Source organism: Pseudomonas sp. HD6422, from assembly GCF_025377065.1.
Lineage (GTDB): Bacteria > Pseudomonadota > Gammaproteobacteria > Pseudomonadales > Pseudomonadaceae > Aquipseudomonas > Aquipseudomonas putida_U.
Map to the genome: position 1 here is coordinate 102,661 of NZ_JAHWIW010000002.1, position 19,582 is coordinate 122,242.

The following is a 19,582-nucleotide window of genomic DNA, read 5'->3' on the forward strand; positions in this document are numbered from 1 at the left end:
CATTACAGGTGATGCCATGAATTCCCGTTTCGATGCCGCTGCCACGCTGGTGGAGATTCTGTCGCTGCGCGCCAGTGAATCGCCGCAGACGGTTGCCCTGCGGTTTCTCGCCGAAGGCAGTGAAACCCCGCTGACGTACCAGGCGCTCGACCGCCAGGCGCGCGCCGTTGCCGCCACCCTGGCGGACCAGGCCCGCCCAGGCGATCGTGCCCTGTTGTTGCTGCCCAGCGGCATCGATTATGTGGCGGCGTTCTTCGGTTGCCTGTACGCCGGCGTGATCGCCGTGCCGGCCTATCCACCGGAGTCCACCCGTGACCAGCATCTGCAGCGTCTGCAGTCCATCCTCCAGGACGCCGCACCACGGGTGGTGCTCAGCGAGCAGGCGCTGCTGCCGGCCTTGGCCACGGTCTGCGCAGGTCGCGACCTCGAACTGTTGGCCGTCGATGGCATCGATCCTGGGTGCGCCGATGCCTGGCAAGCGGTGCTGCCATCGCCAGATGACATTGCCTTCCTGCAGTACACCTCCGGTTCCACCTCGACGCCCAAGGGCGTCGAGGTCAGCCACGGCAACCTGCTGGCCAACGAGAAACTGATCCGGCATGGCTTTTCCATCGGCGACGGCGACGTGATCGTCAGCTGGTTGCCGTTGTTCCACGACATGGGCCTGATCGGCGGCTTGCTGCAGCCCATCTACAGTGGCGTGCCCTGTGTGCTGATGTCGCCCAAGTATTTCCTCGAGCGCCCGCTGCGCTGGCTGGAAGCCATCGACCGTTATGCCGGCACCATCAGTGGCGGGCCCGATTTCGCCTACCGGCTGTGCTGCGAGCGCATCACCGAGGCGGCGTGCCAGGGGCTGGACCTGAGCCGTTGGCGGGTGGCCTATTCCGGCTCCGAGCCGATCCGGGCGCAAACCCTGGCACGGTTTGCCGAGCAGTTCGCCGGGCAGGGCTTCGATCCGCAGTCCTATTTCGCCAGCTATGGACTGGCCGAGGCCACCTTGTTCGTTGCCGGTGGCCAGGCGGGGCAGGGCATTCGCCAGTTGCGCGGTTCGGCGCAGGCGTTGGCGGCCAATCGCTTCGAAGCCGGCGAGGAAATCGCCCTGATCAGCTGTGGGCGCAGCCAGCCCGAGCACCGCGTACAGGTGATCGACACCCGCACCCTGCAAGCGCTGCCGGTTGGCCAGGTCGGCGAACTCTGGACCAGTGGTCCGAGCATCGCCCGGGGCTACTGGAACAACCCGCAGGCCACCGCCAGCACCTTCGTCGAGCGCGACGGTTGCACCTGGCTGCGTACCGGCGACCTGGCCTTCATGCATGAAGACGAGGTGTTCATCACCGGACGTTTGAAAGACATGCTGATCATCCGCGGCCAGAACCTCTACCCGCAAGACATCGAAAGCCACCTTGAGCTTTCCCTGGACGTGTTGCGCAAGGGGCGCATCGCTGCCTTCCCCTTCACTCACCAGGGCAGCGAAGCCATTGGCATCGCCGTGGAGATCGGCCGTGGCACACGCAAGCTGGTCAGCGCCCAAGCGCTGGTCCAGGGCATTGCCGAATGCGTGGCAGAGGTGTGCCAGCAGGCCCCGGCCCTGGTCATTCTGCTCGAGCCCGGCGCATTGCCGAAAACCTCCAGCGGCAAGCTGCAGCGCTCGGCGTGTCACGCGCAATGGCAGGCCGGTAGCCTGGCCAGCTATCACGTCTATCTGGCTGGCGCGGCGCCCCAGGCGCAGAGCGAGCCGGCATCGGCGCTGGATGCACGGCAGCAGCAAGTGGCCGCGTTGTGGGGCGAAGTGCTCGAACAGGTGCCCACCGAGCGGGACGCGCACTTCTTCGCCTTGGGCGGCAACTCGATCAGTGCGGTGCAGTTGCTGGCGCGCCTGCGTGACCAGTTGGGCATCGAGGTGGCGTTGGCCACCCTGTTCGAAGCGCCCACCCTCGGCGCATTCGTCGAGCGTCTGCCGGCCTTCGCCCCAGGCAAGGCCGGCGGCGCAGCGGCAGCGATAGCCGCGCTGCCCGAGCAGGCGCCGCGACCGCTGTCGCCGGCCCAGCAGCGTATGTGGTTCATGTGGAAGCTGGACCCGCACAACAGCGCCTATACCATTTCCGGTGCGCTGCGCCTGCGCGGTGAGCTGGACGTGGCGCGCATGGCCCAGGCCCTGACGGCCCTGGTCGAGCGTCACCAGGTGCTGCGTAGCCGCTTCACCGAAACCGAACAGGGCCTGCAGCAACACCTTGCACCGCTGGCCCCGGTAGCGCTGCCGGTGGTGGATCTGCGCGGTCTGGCGGGCGATGCCCTGCAACAGCAATTGGCACACTGGGACCAAGTGCAGGCGCAGACGCCTTTCGACCTGGAACATGGCCCACTGCTACGGGCTCGTCTGTTGCAACTGGACGACCAGCGCCATCAACTGTTGCTGAGCATCCAGCACATCGTCGCCGACGGCTGGTCGATGAACATCCTCAGCGCCGAAATCGCCGAGCTGTACCGCGCCGCCGCCCAGCAGCAGGCGCCGCGCCTGAAACCGTTGCGCATTCAGTACGCCGATTTCGCCGCCTGGCAGCAACAATGGCTGCAGGGCGAAGAATGTGCCCGCCAGTTGCGCTACTGGCGCCAGCGCCTGGGCAGCGAACAACCGCTGCTGGCCCTGCCCAGCGACCGTCCCCGTCCAGTGCGGCCAAGCGGCAAGGGTGGCCAGGTGACGTTGCAACTGCCTGCGGCGCTCAGCGCCGCGCTGAAGGACCTGGGCGAGCGCTGCCAACTGACCCTGCCGATGGTGCTGCTGGCCAGCTTCCAGGTGCTGCTCGCACGCTACAGCGGCCAGACCGACATCCGCGTCGGCAGCACCGTGGCCAACCGTAACCGGGTGGAAACCGAGGGCTTGATCGGCTTCTTCGTCAACATGCTGGTGCTGCGCGCCGACCTGTCCGTTAGCCCTCGTTTCATCGATTTCCTCGCCCAGGTGCGTGATGTCGCCCTGCAAGCCCAGGCCCACCAGGACCTGCCGTTCGAGCGTCTGGTGGAAGTCCTGCAGCCAGGCCGTGACCTGGGTTACAACCCGTTGTTCCAGGTGGCCTACGATCATCAATGGCAACGCCTGGAAGGCTTCGAGTCGTTGCCGGGCCTGAGCCTGGAGCAGGTCAGCCACAGCCAGCAGGCCAGCCAATTCGACCTGATCCTGCACACCACTCAAGCCCAGGGGCAGTTGACCGCCGGCTTCAGCTACAGCGCCGACCTGTTCGATGCCAGCACCATCGAGCGTATGGCCCAGCATTGGTTGACCCTGCTGCAGGCTGCGGTGGACCAGCCCCATACTGCGGTCGACCAACTGCCCTTGCTCGACCCGGTCGCGCAACAGGCGCTGGTGCAGGCCTGGAACCCCCAGTGTGGCGAATTCCCGGTACAGCACTGCCTGCACCGGTTGATCGAGGCCCAGGCGGCCCGCGACCCACAGGCCATCGCTGTGGTCGACGGTCGCGAGCGGTTCACCTATGGCCAGGTCAATGCCCGCGCCAACAGCCTGGCGCGCCTGTTGCAGAGCCGCGGGGTCAAGCCGCAGATGTTGGTGGGCATCGCCGCCGAGCGCTCTTGCGAGTTGATCGTCGGTCTGCTGGCCATCCTCAAGGCTGGCGCCGCCTACCTGCCGCTGGACCCTGCCTACCCGGCGGAACGCCTGGCGTACATGCAGCAGGACAGCGGCATCGAACTGCTGCTGACCCAGCGCGCATTGGTCGGCCAGTTAGCGGTGCAACCGGGCCTGCAGGTGGTGTGCCTGGACGACACCCAGGCTTGCAAGGCATTCGCCGACAGCAACCTGGAAGATCTCGCCAGCCCGGCAGACCTGGCCTATTGCATCTATACCTCCGGCTCCACCGGCAACCCCAAGGGCGTGCCGGTGACCCATGCCAACGTGGTGCGCCTGCTGCAGGCCAGCCAGGGCGAATTCCAGTTCGGCCCGCGTGACGTCTGGACCCTGTTCCACTCCTATGCCTTCGATTTCTCGGTGTGGGAAATCTTCGGTGCACTGGCCCTGGGCGGGCGCCTGCTGCTGGTGCCCTACCTCACCAGCCGAGAGCCGCAGGCGTTCTACCAGTTGTTGTGCGACGAGGGTGTCACGGTGCTCAACCAGACGCCGTCGGCCTTCCGCCAGCTCATCCCCCATGCACTGGCGGCGCCGGCCCAGGCGCTGAGCCTGCGCTGGGTGATCTTCGGTGGCGAGGCCCTGGACCTGGAAACCCTGACGCCCTGGTTCAATCACTTCGGTGATCAGCGTCCGCGCCTGGTCAACATGTACGGCATCACCGAGACCACCGTGCACGTCACCTGGCGGGCGCTGAGCCGTGCTGACCTGGAGCGGCCTGGAAGCCCCATCGGCCAGCCACTGGCCGACCTGCAGTGGTACTTCCTGGACGCGCAGATGAACCCGGTGCCACCAGGGGTGATCGGCGAGCTGTACATCGGTGGTGCCGGCCTGGCTCGCGGCTACTGGCGCCGCCCGGGGCTCAGTGCCGAGCGCTTCGTCGCCAACCCGTTCGGCGCGCCTGGCAGTCGCCTGTACCGCAGCGGTGACCTGGCCCGTTACCTGGCCAATGGTGAGGTGCAGTACCTCGGACGCGCCGACCAGCAGGTCAAGCTACGCGGGTTCCGTATCGAGCTCGGCGAGATCGAGGCGCGCCTGCGCGATGCCGTGCAGGTCACCGATGCCGTGGTGCTGGTCAGCGAAGACGCCAGTGGCGACAAGCGCCTGCAAGCCTACGTGGTACCTGACCAGACACGCCTTGCCGACGAGCAGGCCGCCACCGAGAACGCCCTGCTCGATCAGTGGCAGACCGTGTTCGATGCGACCTACGAGATGCCCGAGCAGGTGCGCGGACCGAGCTTCACCGGTTGGAACGACAGCTATCACGACCAGCCCATCGCCCACGAGCAGATGCAGGAGTGGCTCGACACCACGGTGCAGCGCATCCTCGCCCTCAAGCCTGAGCGACTGCTGGAAATCGGTTGTGGCGTGGGCTTGCTAACCCAGCACCTAGCGCCGGTGTGCGAGGTGTACCAGGGCTGCGATTTCTCGGCCTCGGCCATCGCCGAACTGGGAGCCTGGGCCAAGACCCAGCCGACCCTGCAGCATGTGCAACTGTCGCACCGCCAGGCCACCGATTTTCGTGGTGTGGCGCCGGGCAGTTTCGACACCGTGGTGATCAACTCGGTGGCCCAGTATTTCCCTGACGTGGAGTATCTGGTGCAGGTACTCAAGGGCGCCATCAGCGCGGTGGCGCCCGGCGGCCACATCTTCGTCGGTGACGTTCGCCACCTCGGTCTGCTTCCGCTGTTCCATGCCTCGCTGGAACTGGCGCGAGCCCCGGCCCAGATGTCCCTCAAGCAATTGAAAAGCCGCGTGCGCAAAGCCATCGCCGAAGACAACGAATTGCTCCTGGCACCGGCTTTCTTCACTCAGTTGGCCGAGCAGGTCGAGGGCCTTGGCGGTATCAGAATCCAGCTGCGCCGGGGCGCCTGGCACAACGAGCTGAGCGCCTATCGCTACGATGCCGTGCTGCAGGTCGGGCAGGGCCAGGGTAACGACAACCCTGTGCTGGACAGCCGGCGGCTGGGCGATCAGCCGTTGGCCGAGTTGCGTGCCTTGCTGGCCGCCGAGCATCCGCCGGCGCTGCGCCTCGACGGCCTGGCCAACCCGCGCCTGGCCCGTGACCTGTTGGCCTGGCAGCGTATCGACAGTGCAAGCGAGACCCTCGATGCAGGCCAGCTGCGTGCACAACTCCAGCAAATGGCGTTGCCCGACAGCGACCCGCAGGCCTTCTGCGAGCTGGGCGAGGCCCATGGCTACGAGGTGCGTCTGCAGTGGAGCGAGCAGGGCGCGCCGGGACACTTCGATGTGCTGCTGATCGACCCCCAGCGCTCGGCACTGCACGCCATGGCCCCGGTCACCCAGGTGCGCGCCCCCGGTCAGCACCGCCCCTGGTTGACCCACAGCAGCAACCCGTTGCTGGCGCGGCGCAGGCAGCAACTGCCGACGCTGTTGCGCGAGCGACTCAAGCAAAGCCTGCCGGCGCACATGCTGCCGGCGCAGATCGTGGTGCTCGATGCCCTGCCGCTGACTGCCAACGGCAAGCTCGATCGCCAGGTACTGGCCGGGCACGACAGTCAGGTACAGCCGACCCAGGCCCTGTACCGCGCCGCCGAGACCGAGCTGCAGCAAGCGGTGGCGGCCATCTGGCAGGAAGTGCTCGGGATCAAGCGGGTAGGCCTGGACGACAACTTCTTCGAACTCGGCGGCCACTCGCTGCTGGCCACCCAGGTGGTGTCGCGGATCAATCAGGAATTGCAGGTCAAGTTGTCGGTTCGCAGCCTGTTCGAGACCCGCCACTTGGGAGCCCTGGTCGAGGTGGTCGAGCAACTGGGCGGCCAGCGGTTGTCCAGCGAGCACCTCAGCGCCGAGGTGGCCGCCGCCTTGCAAGCCCTGCAAGGGCTGTCCGAGGAAGACTTGATGCAGTTGGCCGAGAGCGCCACGCAAGGAACGAACTGATGAACGCACTCCTGGATTCACTCAAGGGCTTGTCGCCCATCCAGCGCAAAGCCTTGATCGCGGTGCTGGCCAAGAAGGGCATCGATTTGCACGCCCAGCTGCCGATTCCGACGCTCGATCGCGAGCAGCCTCTGGCGCTCTCGTTCGCCCAGCAGCGGCTGTGGTTCCTCTGGCAGCTCGACCCGGATGGCAGCGCCTACAACATCCCCGGTGCGCTGCGTATCCAGGGCCCGCTGGACACCGCCCTGGTGCAACGCACCTTCGACTACCTGGTGGCGCGCCACGAAGCCCTGCGTACCACCTTCGACCACCGCGACGAGGCCGATGTCCAGGTCATTCACCCGCACCTGCAGGTACCCATGGCGCTCGTCGACCTCAGCCATCTGGCGCTGGACGATGCCGAACCCCAGGCTGCCGGGTTAGCCGAGCGCGAGGCACTGGCGCCGTTCGACCTGCGTCACGGCCCGCTGCTGCGCCTGCAGCTGGTGCGTTTCAACGACAATGACCACCTGCTGCTGGTGACACTGCATCACATCATCGCCGATGGTTGGTCGGTGGACGTCTTCCTCAAGGAATTCGCCCGCGTCTACGATGCCTTCAACGCCGAGGCCGAGCCCGCCTTGGCAGCATTGCCGATCCAGTACGCCGACTATGCCCACTGGCAGCGCGAATGGCTGGATGCCGGCGAGAGCGACCGTCAGCTGGCCTACTGGCGCCAGCAACTGGGCGACCAGCATCCGTTGCTGCAACTGCCCTTGGACCACCCGCGTCCAGCCCAGCTCAGCGCCCGTGGCGGCAGTGTCGACATCGCTCTGGATGCCGACCTGAGCAACCGCTTGAAGACCTTGGCCAAGGCCGAGGACGTGACCCTGTTCGTGATCCTGCTGGCGGCGTTCAACTTGCTGTTGTACCGCTACAGCGGTCAGCACGACCTGCGCATCGGGGTTCCGGTGGCCAACCGCAACCGCCTGGAAACCGAAGGCGTGGTGGGCTTTTTCGTCAACACCCTGGTGCTGCGTACCCAGATCGACAGCCGGCAGACGTTCCGTCAGTTGCTGCAGCAGGTGCACCAGGCTTCCGTGGCGTCCCAGGCCAATCAGGACCTACCGTTCGAACGCCTGGTCGAAGCCCTGCAACCTGAGCGCAGCCTGAGTCACAACCCGCTGTTCCAGGTGAAGTTCAACTACGGTTTCGATGTGTCCAGCCTGCCGGCGCCCCAAGGCCTGAGCATGACCCGCTGGCCCAGCCAGCACCTGGGCGCGCACTTCGACCTGGCTTTGGACCTCACCGATACCGCCCAAGGTGTGCAGGGCGCATTCACCTATGCCCGCGACCTGTTCGAGGTGGGCAGCATCGAAAGCCTGGCCTGCGAGTTCGTGGCGCTGCTTGGCGATCTCGTGCGCCAGCCTGCCGAGCCGCTGTGGGCCATGGCCGAGCATCGGCCCAGTGACGAAGGCCTGGTCGGCCCGGCGCTGACCCCGGACTACAGCCATGTTCTGCAAGCCTGGGATGCGCAGTGCCAGCAACGCGCTCAGGCAGTGGCGGTGAAATGCAGCGAGCAGACGTTGAGCTTCGCCGAGCTCGATGCCCAGGCCAATCGCCTGGCGTACTACCTGCAAACCCAGGGAGTGGACGCGGACGAACCGGTGCTGATCGCTCTGCCGCGCTCCTCGCGTTGGGTCATGGCCCTGCTTGGCGTGCTCAAGAGCGGCGCGGCCTACGTACCCTTGGACCCGCAATTGCCCGCCGCGCGTCTGGCCCAGGTCGCCGGGCAGAGTGCCGCACGCTGGTTGCTGGTGGACACCGACGCGGTTGCCGATGTCCCTGGCGTCCAGCGTATCGACCTGCGCAGCGATACCTGGCGCCAGGCCGGCGAACATCCCGCTGTCGGCGTGCGGCACCCGCAGCAGGCCGCCTACGCCATCTTCACCTCCGGTTCGACCGGCCAGCCGAAGGGCGTGCGGGTCAGCCACCGGGCCCTGAACAACTATGTGCAGGCGCTGCTGCAGCGCACGGCCCTGGCGCCCGAGGCGAGCATGGCAATGGTCTCCAGCGTGGCCGCCGACCTTGGCCACACGGTGCTGTTCGGCGCGCTCTGCAGCGGGCGTACCTTGCACCTGCTCGATGACCGCCAATGCGCCGACGCCGAAGCCTTCGCTGAGTACATGAGCCGCGAGAGGGTGGGCGTGCTGAAGATCGTACCCAGCCACCTGCGTGGCCTGCTGCAGGCCACCGACAACCCGGCCGTACTGCCCTGGCACGCGCTCATCAGCGGCGGCGAAGCCTGCGATTGGGAACTGGTGGCGCAGATTCGCCGGCTGGCACCAGGCTGCCGCCTGATCAACCACTACGGCCCGAGCGAAACCACGGTCGGCGTACTGGTGGGCGAGGTGGGCGAGCGCCAGACCGATAGCGCCACCGCCTTGCTCGGTCTGCCGCTGGCCAACTGCCGGGCCAAGGTGCTCGACGACGATCTCAACGCGGTGCCGGTCAATGCCATCGGTGAGCTGTACATCGGCGGCGCGGGGCTTGCCGATGGTTACCTCGGCCAGCCGGGCCTCACCGCCGAGCGTTTCATTGCCGACCCCGGCGGCAATGGCCAGCGCCTGTACCGCACCGGCGACCGCGTGCGCAATCGTCGCGACGGCCTGCTGGAGTTCCTCGGACGTAGCGACGACCAGGTCAAGATCCGTGGCTATCGCGTCGAGCTCAACGACATCACTCAGGCCCTCAAGGGCGTAGCGGGCGTGCTCGACGCCGTGGTCCTGGCGTGTCCTGGCAGTACCGGCAGCCTGCAGTTGGTGGCCTGGTGCGTGCTGGCCGACGACACCCGTCTGGCCAGCGTGCAACAGGCGTTGCAGGCGCAGCTGCCGGATTATCAGCAGCCGGCCCTGTGGCAACAGCTGGAGGCCATGCCGCTGACGGCCAACGGCAAACTCGACCGCCGCGCCTTGCCCGCGCCGGAGCAGGCCCAGGCGCAGTTCGTCGAACCCCGCAATCCGGTCGAGGCGAGCATGGCCGAGGTCTGGGCGAACGTGCTCAAGCTGCCGCGGGTGGGGGTCACCGACAACTTCTTCGAACTGGGTGGCGACTCCATTCTCAGCCTGCAGATCATTGCCCGCTCGCGCAAACTGGGCTTCAAGCTTTCGCCCAAGCAGCTGTTCGAGAAGCAGACCATCGAGCAATTGGCCCTGCTGTTCAGCCAGCCAACAGCCGCGCCGGTGGTGAGCATCGCCGCGCATACCGGTGACCGTCAGCAAGGGCCGTTGTCGCTGGGCCAGCAACGCCTGTGGTTCCTGTGGAAGATGGCGCCGACCAGCAGCGCGTACAATATCGCCGCAGCGCTGCGCCTACGCGGGCCACTCGATCGGCAGGCATTGCATGGCGCCTTCGCCCACCTGGTGGCACGCCATGAAGGGCTGCGTACCACCTTCCGCGAGGTAGAAGGCCAGCCCCGACAGTTCATCGGCGAGCCCCAGGTGCCGCAGCTCGACGTCGACACCCTGAGCGATCCGCAGGCCTTGCAGCAACGCCTGCAGGCCTACGCCGCGCAGCCGTTCGACCTGGCCAGCGGCCCGCTGTTGCGCCTGAACCTGCTGGCCTGCGGCGAGCAGGAACACGTGCTGTCGATCGTCATCCACCACATCGTCGCCGATGGCTGGACCATGAACCTGCTGACCGAGGAGTTCAGCCACTGCTACGCCCGTCTTAGCCAAGGCCAGGCGCCGCAACTGCCAGCGCTGGCGCTGCAGTACCAGGACTTCGTCGCCTGGCAGCGCGATACCCTCGGCAGCGACGAGGCGCAACGCCAATTGCGCTACTGGCAGGACACCCTGGCCGGCGAGCAGCCGGTGTTGCAACTGCCCTGCGACCACCCGCGTCCGGCGCAGCAGAGCTACCGTGGCGCCCAGCACCGGGTGCACCTCGCGCCGGCGATGGTCGAAGGCCTGCGCAGCCTGGCCCAGGCACGGGGCGACAGCCTGTTCATGTTGCTCCTGGCAGCGTTCGAGCTGCTGCTGTTCCGCTGCACTGGCCAGCACGACCTGCGCATCGGTGTACCAGTGGCCAACCGCAATCGGGTCGAGCTCGAAGGCGTGCTGGGCTTTTTCGTCAACACCCAGGTGTTGCGCGGGCAGTTGCAGGGCGAGCAATCGTTCGAACAATTGCTGGCCCAGGTGAAGACCAGCGTGCTGGCCGCCCAGGAGCACCAGGACCTGTCCTTCGAACAACTGGTCGAAGCGCTCAACCCGCAGCGCAGCCTCAGTCACAATCCGCTGTTCCAGGCCATGTACAACCACACGCGCCTGCGCTCCCAAGCCTTGCAGGGTATCGAAGGGCTGGACGTCGAGGTACTCGAGCCGCACAGCCAGACCACCCAGTTCGATCTCATGCTGCACAGCGAAGAGCGCGCCGACGGAGGCCTGCGCCTGACCTTCGGCTACGCTTGCGACCTGTTCGAAGCCGCCAGCATCGAGCGCCTGGCCGGGCATTTCGTCGAGTTGCTCAACCAGGTGCTGAGCCGCCCGAGCCAAGCCCTGGATGACTTCCAACTGGCCGACCCGGCTCAACGCGAGCGTTTGCTGGCGCTGGCTTGCGGCCCGCAGCGCGAAGCGCCGCAACCGTTGTACGTGCACCATGCCATCGCTGCCCAGGCCCGTCGCAGTCCCGATGCCACCGCATTGCTCATGGGCGAGCAGCGCATGAGCTATGGCGAACTCGAGCGGCGCGCCAACCAGTTGGCCCGGCGTTTGGTGCGTCTTGGCGCCGGGCCGGAGGTGGTGGTCGGCATCGCTGCACAGCGCTCGCTGGAAATGGTGGTCGGCCTGTTGGCGATCCTCAAGGCTGGCGCCGCCTATCTGCCGCTCGACCCGGACTACCCAGCCCAGCGCCTGGCTTACATGGTCGCCGACAGCGGGATTCGACTGCTCCTGGCGCAGCCCGCACTGCTGGCCGATTTGCCGCTGCCCGACGGCGTGCAAGTGCTCGACCTCGGCCAGCCTTGCGACGATGAAGCGGTCGATGCCCCGGCGCCGGCGATGGCTCCGGAGCAATTGGCCTACGTGATCTACACCTCCGGCTCCACCGGCCAGCCCAAGGGCGCGGGCAACAGCCATGCAGCTTTGGCCAACCGCCTGGCCTGGATGCAGGCGGCCTACCGACTGGGCGTCGACGACTGCGTGTTGCAGAAGACTCCGTTCGGCTTCGATGTCTCGGTGTGGGAGTTCTTCTGGCCGTTGATGACCGGCGCTCGGCTGGCCCTGGCCGGCCCGGGCGAGCACCAGGACCCCGAGTGCCTGGCCCGGCGCATTCGCCAATACGACGTGACCACCTTGCACTTCGTGCCTTCGATGCTGCAGGCGTTCATGGCTCAGGCGCAGTTGCCGGCGCTGCCGAGCCTGACGCGCATCGTCTGCAGTGGCGAGGCGCTGGCAGCGGGGCTGCAGGACCAGGTACTGGCGCGCCTGCCCCAGGCCCAGCTGTACAACCTGTATGGCCCCACCGAGGCAGCGATCGACGTCAGCCACTGGACCTGCCGCAGCGACGGCCGCGACAGCGTTCCGATCGGCCGCCCGATCGACAACACCCAGCTCTACGTGCTCGACGCGCGGCTGCAGCCCCAGCCGCTCAACGTCATTGGCGAACTGTACATCGGCGGTGACAACCTGGCGCGTGGCTACCTCGGTCGCCCAGGCCTGACCGCCGAACGCTTCGTCGCCAACCCCTTCGGCGCACCTGGTTCGCGGCTCTACCGCACCGGTGACCTGGCCCGCTACCGCGCCGACGGCGCCATCGAGTACGCCGGACGTTGCGACCACCAGGTCAAGCTGCGCGGCTTGCGCATCGAACTGGGCGAGATCGAGGCGCAACTGCGGCGCTGCGAGGGCATTGAAGATGCCGTCGTGCTGGCTCTGCAAGGCCCTACCGGACAACACCTGGTGGCATACGTGGTCACCGGCCTGGACGAGCAGGGCCTGGGCCAGGCGTTGCGCAGCCAACTGCGCGAGCACCTGCCCGAGTACATGCTGCCCAGCGTGTTCGTCGCCCTGGCGCAGTTACCCCTCAGCGCCAACGGCAAGCTCGAACGCCGCGCCTTGCCGACGCCGCAGTGGCATAGCGAAGCGCGCTACCAGGCACCGGAAACCCCGGTGCAACGGCAACTGGCGGATATCTGGCAAACCTTGCTCAAGGTCGAGCGGGTCGGGCTGGACGATGACTTCTTCGCCCTCGGTGGGCACTCGTTGCTGGCCACCCGTATGGCTGCCGACATCCGCCAGGCGCTGTTGATCGAGCTGCCGCTGCGGTGCGTGTTCGAGGCCGGCAGCCTGGCGGCCCTGGCGCAGCGCGTGGAGCAGGAACTGGCTGCCGCCGATCTTGGTGGCGAACTCGATAGCATGGCCGCACTGCTGGCCGAGCTGGAGCAAAACCCATGAGCACTTCCCTGGCCCAGCAGGCCCAAGCCCTGCACGACATTGCCCGGCGTGCCAGCGCCTTGAGCGAAGACAAGCAACAGGTATTCCTCGGCCAATTGAACGAGCGGGGCATCGCCATCGGCAAACTGCCGATCGTCGCCTCGCCGCGTACCGACGATTTGCCACTGTCCCATGCCCAGCAGCGGCTGTGGTTCCTCTGGCAGCTGGAGCCGTACAGCCCGGCCTACAACATCGCCAGCAACCTGCGGCTGCGCGGCGCGCTCGATCAAGCCCGCCTGCAGCAGGCCTTCGATGCTTTGGTGGCGCGCCACCAGGCACTGCGCACGCGGTTCCCGGCCAACGCCGGGCAGGCGCGCCAGCATATCGATGCGCCGGCGCCGCTGACCCTCTGTGTCGAAGACCTGTCCCATTTGCCGGCCAGCGAGCGCAGTGGCCGCGCCGAGGCCCTGGCCCGCGAAGAGGCCGAGCGCCCCTTCGACCTGGCGGAGGGCCCGCTGCTGCGGGTCGGCTTGCTGCGCCTGGCCGATGACGACCACGTGCTGCTGCTGACCTTGCACCACATCATCGCCGATGGCTGGTCGCTGAATGTGCTGATCAACGAGTTCGCGGCGCTCTACCGCGGCGATGCCGACTTGCCTGAACTATCGGTGCAATACAAGGATTACACCCTGTGGCAGCGCAGCCTGCTGCGCGCCGGTGAAGGCGAGCGCCAGCTCGTTTACTGGCGACAACAACTCGCCGGGCATTGCGGTGTGCTTGAGCTGCCCCTGGACCACCCGCGGCGCCTGCAGCCGAGCCTGGCCGGGGGGAGCCTGGCACTGCCGTTGTCGCCTTCGCTCACCGAAGCGTTGCGGGCGATGGCTCGTACTGAGCAGATCAGCCTGTTCAGCGTGTTGTTGTGTGCTTTCAACGTGTTGCTGTGGCGCTACAGCGGCCAGCGTGACCTGCTGGTGGGGGTGCCCATCGCCAACCGTCAGCGCCAGGAAACCCAAGGCCTGATCGGCCTGTTCGTCAATACCCAGGTGCTGCGCACGCAGCTCGATCCGCGTCAGCCACTGCGTCAGCTCCTGGCCCAGGTCGGCGAAGCGGCGCGCCAAGGCCAGAGCTTCCAGGACCTGCCGTTCGAACAGCTGGTCGATGCCCTGCACGGTCAGCGCAGCCTCAACCGCAGCCCGTTGTTCCAGGTCATGTTCAATCACCAGCAGCGCCAGTTGGATGCCTTCGAGCAGTTGCCAGGGCTGGCGCTCGAGCCGTTCGTCCAGCTCCAGCGCAGCGCGCGCTTCGACCTGGCCCTGGACACCGAAGAGGACAGCCAAGGCCACCTGTCGGCGCTGTTCACCTACCCGGTGGAGCTGTTCGATGCCGTCACCGTACAGGCAATGGCAGACGACTACCTGGGCATTCTGGAGCAGCTGGTCGAGCAGCCTCAGGCGGTGGTCGGCGAGCTGGGGCTGGCGCGCACTCCGGCTTGGCAGGAGGCGTTCAATGCCACCGACCGGACCTTTCCCGACGCCTGCCTGCACAGCCTGTTCGAGGCCCAGGCCGCGCGCACGCCGGATGCCTGTGCGGTGCAGTGTGGCGGGCAGCGCCTGAGCTACGCCGAGCTGGATCGGCGGGCCAACCGCGTGGCTCACCAACTGGCCGCCTGGGGCGTGGGCCCCGATGACCTGGTGGCGGTGGCCCTGGAGCGCTCGCTGGAACTGCCGGTGGCGCTCCTGGGCATCCTCAAGGCCGGCGGCGCCTACCTGCCACTGGACCCGAGCTATCCGGCCGAGCGCCTGGCTTACATGCTCGAGGACAGCGCGGCGGCGTGGCTGGTCACTGAAAGTGCCGTGCTCGCGAACCTCGCCTCGATCCCGGCGCGGGCGTTGTGCCTGGACCGCGATCATGCAATGCTCGCGGCGCAGCCTGACACCGCCCTGGCCTTGGCACAGAGTGCCGACACGCTGGCCTACTGCATCTACACCTCCGGTTCCACCGGCAAGCCCAAGGGCGTCATGGTGCGTCATGCTGGGGTGGTCAATTTCCTCGCCAGCATGGCCCGCGAACCCGGCATCGTCGCCAGCGATTGTGTGCTCGGCCTGACCTCGCTGTCGTTCGACATCGCCGCGCTGGAGCTGTACCTGCCGCTGCTGCATGGCGCGCGGCTGTTACTGGTCGACCGCGACTGCGCGCGCGACCCGCAGCGCTTGCTGGGCGAGGTCCAGGCCCACGGTGTCAGCATTCTCCAGGCCACGCCCTCGACCTGGCGCATGCTGCTGGCCGGGGAGGGGGGAGCGCTGCTCCAGGGGCGCAAGCTGCTGTGCGGCGGCGAGGCGCTCGACGCTGACCTGGCGGCACGCCTGCGTGCCTGTGGTGGAGCGTTGTGGAACCTGTATGGGCCGACCGAGACCACCATCTGGTCGGCGGTGCAGCGAGTGGACTCGGACAAGGTCTGGCTCGGCAAACCGTTGGACAATACCCAGCTGTACGTGCTGGACGATGAGCTCAACCGCCAGCCCGCCGGGGTCGCCGGCGAGCTGTACATCGGCGGTGCCGGTCTGGCGCGGGGCTACCTGCAGCGTCCGGGGCTGAGCGCCGAGCGTTTCATCGCCGATCCTTTCGGCGCTCCTGGCCAACGCCTGTACCGCACGGGTGATCGGGTGCGTCAGCGCCACGACGGACAACTGGAGTACCTCGAGCGGGTGGATCACCAGGTCAAGGTGCGCGGGTTCCGCATCGAGCTGGGTGAAATCGAGGCACGCCTGCGTGAGGTAGCCGGTGTCCAGGAAGTGGCCGTGATCGCCCGCGATGCTGCCCAGGGCAAGCAGTTGGTAGCCTACCTGTGCGCCGACGCCCACGACGCGGCTCCGTTGCGCCGGCACCTGCAGGGATGCCTGCCGGAACACATGATGCCGGCCCATTTCGTGTTCCTCGCCCAGATGCCGCTGACCCCCAATGGCAAGCTCGACCGTCTGGCCTTGCCAGCCCCCGACCTGGAGCTGCGCGACAGCGCTTTCACAGCCCCCGTGGGGCCTGCCCAGCAAAGTCTGGCGGCGATCTGGCAGGGCCTTTTGCACGTCGGCCAGGTGGGCGCCGACGACAACTTCTTCGACCTGGGTGGCGATTCGATCCTGTCGATCCAGATGGTCGCGCAGGCCCGTGAGGCCGGCCTTGCATTGACGCCCAAGCAGGTCTTCCAGCACCAGACCCTGGCGGCCCTGGCAGCGGCTGCGGACACCGTGCAGGCGGAAGCTGCCATCGATCTGGAACGACCGCTGTTGACGCTCGATGCGCAACAGCTGGCCAGCCTGCGCGCTCGCCATGGCGAGTTCGAGGATGTCTACCCGCTGTCGCCGATGCAGCAGGGCATGCTGTTCCATGCCTTGCAGAGCCCCGAGCAGGGGCTGTACATCAACCAGCTCAGCGTGCGTGTCGAAGGCATGAACCCTGCGCGTCTGGCGGCGGCCTGGCAGCAGGCCATCGGTCGGCATACGGCGCTGCGCAGTGCTTTTCTGGCCAGCGATGGCGAGCTGGAAGAGCCGCTGCAACTGGTGTTGGCCACGGTCACGGCACCGGTCGGGGTGTTGGACTGGTCGCGCCGCGAGATTACCGAGCAGGCCCTCGCCGAACTGGCCCAGGCCGAACGCGACAAAGGCTTCGACCTGGCGCGGCCCCCGCTGCAGCGCCTGCTGCTGGTGGACCTGGGGCAGGGCATGCACCAGCTGATCTGGACCAGCCACCATATCCTCATGGACGGCTGGAGCACGGCGCAGTTGGTCAATGAAGTGCTCCAGGCCTACCAGGGCCAGGCGCCGGAACGCCCGGCACAGCCGTTCCGCCACTACCTGGCCTGGTTGCAGGCCCAGGATGACGCCGCCAGCGAACGTTTCTGGCGCCACTACCTGGCTGAGCTGGAACAACCCACGTTGCTGGCCGGCGCCGTAGGGCGTGGCCACGACGGCCACGGCTTCGCTCAGTGGCACTGCGCCTTCGGTGCGGCACGCAGTGAACAGCTGCAGGTGCTGGCCAAAGACGCAGGGGTGACCCTCAATACCCTGATCCAGGCAGCCTGGCTGGTCTTGCTGCAACGTCACGCCGGCCAGCCGACGGTGTGCGTCGGCGCCACCGTGGCTGGACGTCCCCATGACCTGGCCGGTGCCCAGGACATGCTCGGCCTGTTCATCAACACCCTGCCGCTGATCCAGACCGTACCCAGCGCCCTGTCGCTCGGCCAATGGCTGCAGCAACTCCAGGCCTGCAACCTGAGTCTGCGCGAGCACCAGCACACGCCGCTGTACCAGTTGCAGAGCTGGGCCGGGCAGGGCGGCCAGGCCTTGTTCGACAGCCTGATCGTGTTCGAGAACTTCCCGGTCGACCAGGCCTTGCGCGAACGCAGCAGTGCCGAGCTGCGCCTGAGTCAGGTGCACAACAGCGAAGCCAGCCATTACCCGCTGACGCTGACCGTGCACGCCGGCGCGGCCCTGGAAATCGTCTTCGGCTACCGCCGTGAAGCGTTCGACGCGCCCCAGGTCCAGGCCCTGCAAGTGCAGCTGTTGCACCTGTTGGACCAGATGCTGGCGACGCCAGAGCTGGCCGTCGGCAACCTGCAACTGCTCGACGCGCCGGGCCAGGCGCGGGTGTTGGATTACAACCCGGCGCCGCGCAGCAATCGCAGCGAGTGTCTGAGCCTGGCGTTCCAGGCCCAGGTGGCGCGCAGTCCAGATGCAGTCGCCGTGGCCTGCGCCAGCGAGACGCTCAGCTATGCCCAGCTCAACGTTAGGGCCAACCGCCTGGCACGCCAGTTGCGCCGCCGCGGTGTAGCACCTGGGGTATTGGTGGGTGTGGCGATGGAGCGTTCCTCTGCCTTGCTGGTGGCGTTGATGGCCGTGATCAAAGCCGGCGGCGCTTATCTGCCGCTGGACCCGGACTACCCGCCCGAGCGCCTGGCCTATATGCTCGCCGACAGTGGCGCCGCGCTGGTGCTGAGCCAGAGTTGGCTGGCCGAACGCCTGCCGCTGGCGGCGGACCGACTGCTGTGCCTGGACCGTGACGAGCCGGCCCTGGCCGGCCTCGCCAGCGATGATCTGGCACCGCTGGCCGGGCCCGAGTCTGCGCTGTACCTGATCTATACCTCCGGCTCCACCGGCCAGCCGAAAGGCGCCGGGGTGACCCGCGAAGGCTTCGCCAACCTGCTGCAGTGGTATTCGCGCGAGTTCGACATCGGCGCGCAGGAGCGCTTCCTGGTGATGACGTCGCCGGCGTTCGACCTCACCCAGAAAAACCTCTTCGCGCCGCTGCTTGGCGGTGGCCAGGTGCACATGGCGGCGCCGGGTTACCAACCACTGGCGCTGGTGACGCAGATCGCCGAGCAGGCGATCACCGCGCTCAACTGCACCCCCAGTACGTTCTATCCGTTGCTCGACCTCGGTACTACCGAGCAGTTGGCGAGCCTGCGCCAGGTGTTCCTGGGGGGCGAGCCGATCCGTGGCGAACAGTTGCGCACCCACCTGGCCCACCTGCCGGCGCCGCCGACGGTGCACAACAGCTATGGGCCCACCGAGTGCACCGATGTGGTGGCCTGGCATACCTGGCAGGGTGATGCCGGGGAGGTGCCCACCGGCACAGCGATAGACAACACGCGCCTGTACATCGTCGACAGCCAGTTCAACCTGCTGCCGCCCGGGGTCGTGGGCGAGTTGCTGATTGCCGGTCGTGGCGTCGGTCGCGGTTATCACCGGCGCCCGGGTCTCACCGCCGAGCGCTTCATGGCCGACCCGTTCGCCGCCGATGGTAGCCGCCTCTACCGCAGCGGCGACCTGGCCAGGTTGCGCGAGGACGGCCTGGTCGAGTACGTCGGGCGGGTCGATCATCAGGTGAAGATCCGTGGCGTGCGCATCGAATTGGGTGAGATCGAGGCGCGCCTGGAGCAGCATCCTGCAGTGGAGGAAGTGGCGGTCATCGCCCATGACCTGGGTAGTGGTCCGCAACTGGTGGCCTACCTGGTGCTTGCCCAGGGGCAGACCAATCTGCCCCAGGTGCTGCGCGAGCATGTGCGCCAGGCCCTGCCCGATGCCATGGTGCCTGCCCATTGGCAGGTGTTGGCAGCCATGCCGTTGACCCCCAGCGGCAAGCTCGACCGCAAGGCCCTGCCGGCGCCTAGCGTCCAGGCGCGGGTTTACCGCGCGCCGGAAACGCCATTGCAGGGCGAACTGGCAGGTATCTGGGAGGCGCTGCTGGAGGTCGATCGGGTTGGTCTGGATGACGACTTCTTCGAGCTCGGTGGTCATTCGTTGCTGTTGACCCAGGCCCTGTCACGCATTCAGCAGCGGTTGCAGGTCCGTTTGAGCCTGGCGCAGCTGTTCGACTGCGCCACCTTGGCGGACCTCGCCAGTCACATCGAGACCCGCATGCCGGCAGCGAGCAACGGCACGGGCGATGCGGCGATGATCGATGACCTGCTGGCCAGCCTCGAGCAATCCTGAGGTGTAGTACCGCACACATCGAGCGCCGTGGGCGGCGCTCGATGTGTGCGCCACTACACCTCTCAAGCGCACACCCCGCGGCGCTCGATAGACCGCAACACCTGCGCCCTCGGTAACGGCGGAAGCGGCCAGCAACCTAAAGAAAGCCC

General features: G+C 67.1%; 3 protein-coding genes. All 3 read left to right on the plus strand.

Features of this window, described 5'->3' with window-relative positions:
• The first annotated feature begins 16 nt into the window (after positions 1–16).
• From KY379_RS01770 to KY379_RS01780, 3 genes are read left to right on the plus strand one after another with little or no spacing between them, the layout of a single operon-like run.
• Positions 17–6,538 carry a non-ribosomal peptide synthetase gene (locus KY379_RS01770; RefSeq protein WP_261240150.1) on the plus strand — a complete coding sequence of 2,174 codons (6,522 nt, stop codon included), beginning with the start codon at positions 17–19 and terminating at the stop codon, positions 6,536–6,538.
• The gene (locus tag KY379_RS01775) at positions 6,538–12,969 is read left to right on the plus strand and encodes a non-ribosomal peptide synthetase (RefSeq protein WP_261240149.1); all 6,432 of its coding nucleotides are present in this window, start codon (positions 6,538–6,540) and stop codon (positions 12,967–12,969) included. Before KY379_RS01770 ends, KY379_RS01775 begins: the two co-directional genes overlap by 1 nt.
• Positions 12,966–19,433 (plus strand): non-ribosomal peptide synthetase, encoded by a 6,468-nt coding sequence (locus KY379_RS01780; RefSeq protein WP_261240148.1) that lies wholly within the window; start codon positions 12,966–12,968, stop codon positions 19,431–19,433. Before KY379_RS01775 ends, KY379_RS01780 begins: the two co-directional genes overlap by 4 nt.
• Positions 19,434–19,582: the final 149 nt, after the last annotated feature.

What these genes read in the sequence shown, in the direction of transcription:
- KY379_RS01780 (WP_261240148.1), top strand. Translation starts at nt 12,966, where the DNA reads ATGAGCACTTCCCTGGCCCAGCAGGCCCAAGCCCTGCACGACATTGCC.
- KY379_RS01770 (WP_261240150.1), top strand. Translation starts at nt 17, where the DNA reads ATGAATTCCCGTTTCGATGCCGCTGCCACGCTGGTGGAGATTCTGTCG.
- KY379_RS01775 (WP_261240149.1), top strand. Translation starts at nt 6,538, where the DNA reads ATGAACGCACTCCTGGATTCACTCAAGGGCTTGTCGCCCATCCAGCGC.